General features: G+C 55.6%; 1 protein-coding gene and 2 pseudogenes. All 3 read right to left on the bottom strand.

Annotated features, from left to right (window positions below):
- Nucleotides 1–1280, bottom strand: a pseudogene (locus tag ACNQP3_RS29155) (IS3 family transposase); the annotation flags it as partial.
- An 803-nt stretch (nt 1281–2083) separates the two neighbouring features.
- Nucleotides 2084–3553: a TnsD family Tn7-like transposition protein gene (locus tag ACNQP3_RS29160; protein WP_012316938.1), complete on the bottom strand. Its 1470-nt coding sequence runs from the start codon at nt 3551–3553 to the stop codon at nt 2084–2086.
- A gap of 24 nt (nt 3554–3577) precedes the next feature.
- Nucleotides 3578–4160, bottom strand: a pseudogene (locus ACNQP3_RS29165) (ATP-binding protein); the annotation flags it as partial.

A 4160-nucleotide genomic window follows, 5' to 3' on the forward strand; every position in this document is an offset into this window, starting at 1 on the left:
CAGCGTGTCGAAGGGCCGCTCCGGCCACAGCGGGCAGTACTTCGCCGTGCGGAACAAGGCCTCGGCATAGGCGTTGTCATTGCTCACCCGCGGGCGGCTGAACGAGGGCATCACACCCAGGTTCTGCATGGCCGCCAGCATGGTCGAGCCCTTCATCGCGCTGCCGTTGTCCGAGTGCAGTACCAGCGGCTGGCCTGCCCGCTGTTCACGTAGGCAGGCCTGGCGTAGCAGCTGGGCGGCCTGCTCGGCGCTTTCACTTTCATGCACCTCGTTGGCCACCAGCTTCCGGCTGTAGACGTCCTTGATCATGTACCAGTAGAAGTAACGGCCCTTGACCGTGGTCGGCAGCCAGGTGATGTCCCAGCACCACAGCTGGTTCGGGCCGTCGGCCACATGGGTCGTCAGCGCTCGTTTCACCGGTGGGCGGCTACGGCCGCGCGGATGCTGCTGTTCGGCGTCCTTCAGCAACCGGTAAAAGGTCGACTCCGAGGCCAGCCAGGTGCCCTGATCGGCCAGCCGCGCCACGATCTGCTGCGGCGGCAGGCTGGCAAACTCGGGCTGGTTGGCGACCTCCAGCACGCGGCAGCGCTCTTGCGGGGTCAGCTTGTTGGCCGGCTCAGCTCGCTGTGCCGAAGGACGCCGATCCTCCGGGCAGTGCTGCCAGCGCTGCAGGCTGCGCAGCGACAGGCCCAGTTCGGCGCAGGCCTGCGCCCGCCGCGCTCCCGCCGCCACGGCGCCCTCGATCAACTGCAGCGTTTCACGGCGATCCGGGGCGCTGATCATTCGTCCTCGTCCTTCCCCCAGAGCGCCTCGGCTTTTTTTCGCAACACCAGCAGAGCTGCGGTTTCTGCCAGCGCCGCATCCTTGCGCCGCAGTTCACGCTCCAGCTGCTTGATGCGCTTCTTCGCGGCCTTTTCCTCTTCGCGTTCGCGCCGGGTCTTGCTCGGCTGAGCCAGGCTGTTGGCCTGCTCGCAGGCTTCGCGCCAGGCGTTGATCTGCTCGACATACAGGCCTTTGCGCCGGCAGTACTCCGCCAGCTCAGCCGCATTGAGGCTGGCGCTTTCCAGCACCACCCGAAACTTGTCCTGGCTCGACCACTGGTCGGCCTGCTGTCCATCTGCCGGCACCACTGCTCCCGCTGCTCTGGCCTGTTTGCGCCAAGCATACAGGGTGGCATCAGTAATGCCTGTCGCTTCCACCAGCTCCGGCACCGTCCGGTTCAAGGGCGGCATCATCTGCCGCACCACCCACTCCCGATGCTCTATCGAATAACGCGCCACACGGCTCTCACTTCCGCCCACCGACCAAGACTCATCGAATCAACTCACACGACAACTATCCTGACGCGGCGGGGAAAAGCGGAAATTAGGGGGTACGCAATTTTTAAATTTCCCTCCTTATTTACTGAACGAAAAATCACGGAAGAGGTTTTGCACAACCACACCCTGTACCCTCTCACCGCAGCGCTAGGCCGACCTACAAACCAAACAATAGTAACCCCCGCTTATTGGAAAAAAATTTGCCCCGAATGCGCATTCGAGGACTTTGAGAATCACGGCACAGCGTACGTACATCGAAGCCATGTACAGTCTTATGTTAAGGTTTGTAGCATCCATGGTTCTGACCTCATAACTATCTGCCCCGCATGTTCAACCCCCATTAATAAGCATAAAATAACCCAACTAGGAATATGCAGTCAAAAATACAAAAACCCGACACGTCAATGGAAATCACCGAACCATCTGTATTCAATATTTATCGCAGAACTTCTGAACTACAAAGGCCCTCCAGCTAAAACGCACAACGCTGAATGGATAGTGACCAAAAGCTTATACAAAAATTATTTCGATGAAATATACGGCAATTATGGATACGTGTCTGAAATTATAGTGCGTGAGCTCGGCACAAAAACTATAAATCCCTATTCAAAGGGGGCGACTGATTACAACTTCGTAATTCAAGCCTTCCTAGGCTGTCGCACCGCTGCCAGATACCTAGACTTGCTAACAAACAGTGCCGCGTGCACTCAGTTGCAAAACGAAGTTAATGAACTTATTCGGTCTGACTTCATCAAACGCAAATATCATACAGTAGATAGAATACCTAGTACCTCCTCATCAGTTACATGAGACAGCCGAATCCCAGCAAGCCGGTACACAACACTTATAGCACTTCGCTCAGATAGAAGATAATGTCTCACCGCCCATCTGATTTTACGAACTTGATGGTCATGATCAGATTCGAGAATATCTTTCATCAACAAAGTACTTATTGGGAACTTATCAGGTACCCTCAAAAAATCATGGCTACGAGCGACCTTCCTGCTTAACGCGGCGCGGGTCACCTTTTTCGGTTTGCCCTGCGTAGACAGAATCTGGTCCCTGGCGATTAGCAGATCTTGAGCAAGCGCTGCGTCTCTCGCATGCCAATCGACCAACCCCCTCCTTACCCTTATGAAAGGATGGGCAGACACATACTGCGCTAACCACTCCTTATCATGGCGGTAAAGCCACTGATAGCCCGGCTTATCATGGCATTTCGCGTTCTTGCTGCTCGAGAAAGCTTCGCGGCGTGCCTCAATTTCGCCGTCCTCTATGAGGGGCCTAGTATCGTTGCCCCTAGCCGCTTCACCGCTGCGAGCATCAGCTCGCGGGTGAAAGGATTTGAGGTGCTCAAGGTCTGCCTCAAGGAGCCAGCAAAGAAAGTAGAATTTTAATGGCTGTACGACCGCCCCGCGTGGACGCACGACGCCCAACACCCAGTCCCAAGAGCAACTGAGCTCCTGGAACTCATTAGCGCGAGGGCTACAGAGAAGACGCGGCGTCAGGAAGCTCCTTAATACCTGTTCCCTCACCCGACCAGCCTTAAGAAACCCCATCTCATCCAGACGATGCTGAAGGAAGTTTCCGGTCAGCAGATTTTGTACATCCGCTGGGTGCTCAAGTCCCCAAAACTGCATTTCACCTATCACAGCAGCTGAAGAGTCAGGAGCCCGCATCACTGGCGACCCCGCTGCCTCCGCCGGAAACAGCATGCAACGCCAGTCAGTTCCATCCGGAAACATCGTCCCGCAGAGCACCTCTCCATGGAGCGGGCAGATGCAAGTACCCATTGCTTGGTGAATACGATGCCAGTAGGCCGAGCCGCAGTTTTGAATATCTTCTTCAACACACCTCTCGCAGTACCTGAACGACGCGTGCTTGAGGAAGCCTGAGGCTGTGAGACCCAGGCTCATTTTCAGGCCCGTGCCGTCGGTACCAGTCATGGCGATACGCGCGGCTTTGCTCTTCGTGTCATTCAAAAAAGGTTCGTACAGAGGCAAAAGGGTAAAGCGATCGATCAAATGCTCTACCGAATAAGCTGATGCTAACCGTTGCGACAGAGCACCCAAGCAGCACGGCAGGATAGAGCCACAGGTTCTGGAATACGCGCCGAACAACTCCTGGCTTGTCCGGCGATAGCTGTCGTTCGACGACAGCCTATGATAACGGACCGCCAGGCTGTAGAGAGACTCATCAGGGAACGGCTGAGGAAACCAATGCAAGCGATCCATTGACCTGATCTCCCGCGGTTCATGTCACCAAGCAGAGTCCTTATCTACCCAGCCTCTCTGCTCGAGCTGGGTCTGCACATCATCGCCTTCGGAGAAATGGGCAGTTGGTGCTGACTCGTTGGCAACCGGAACCACCGGTTTACTAATAGGCTTTGCGGCTGCCCTTTCACTGTGCTCGACAGGTGTCACTATCGCGGCCTGGGTAATTAAAGAGAGATTCGCCCTGTCTGCACGCCGCGCCAAATCGTAATTCATCATCTTGGCGACCTGGTCCTTCGTGGGCATCATGTCTTCGAAGTCAGCAATTTGCAGCGGATCCCCGCTTCGTAGAGCCTCGATGGCCTTATGAAGGAGCCTCATCTGACTGTCGTACACCTGCTGCAGAACCGCCGGTGTAATCGAGTCGATGCCCTCCCAGATTGCGTGCCGCTGAGCCAGCATTAGAAGTTTGGCCAGGAAATCCGTGTTTCCTTGAGTGAGGTCATATATTTTGGAAAGGATCTCACCCGTCAACGGAGTGGGGGTTTTGGTCCAGTCGTATGCCCAGAGCAGTGAAACCAGATGCGCCCAAAACGGATCATCTTCGGTAAACCTGTCAAAAGTGATA

Source organism: Pseudomonas sp. LFS074 (genome assembly GCF_047978165.1).
Taxonomy (GTDB): Bacteria; Pseudomonadota; Gammaproteobacteria; order Pseudomonadales; family Pseudomonadaceae; genus Aquipseudomonas; species Aquipseudomonas putida_P.

Coding starts and splice junctions, on each gene's coding strand:
- ACNQP3_RS29160 (WP_012316938.1), bottom strand. CDS start 3,553: ATGGATCGCTTGCATTGGTTTCCTCAGCCGTTCCCTGATGAGTCTCTC.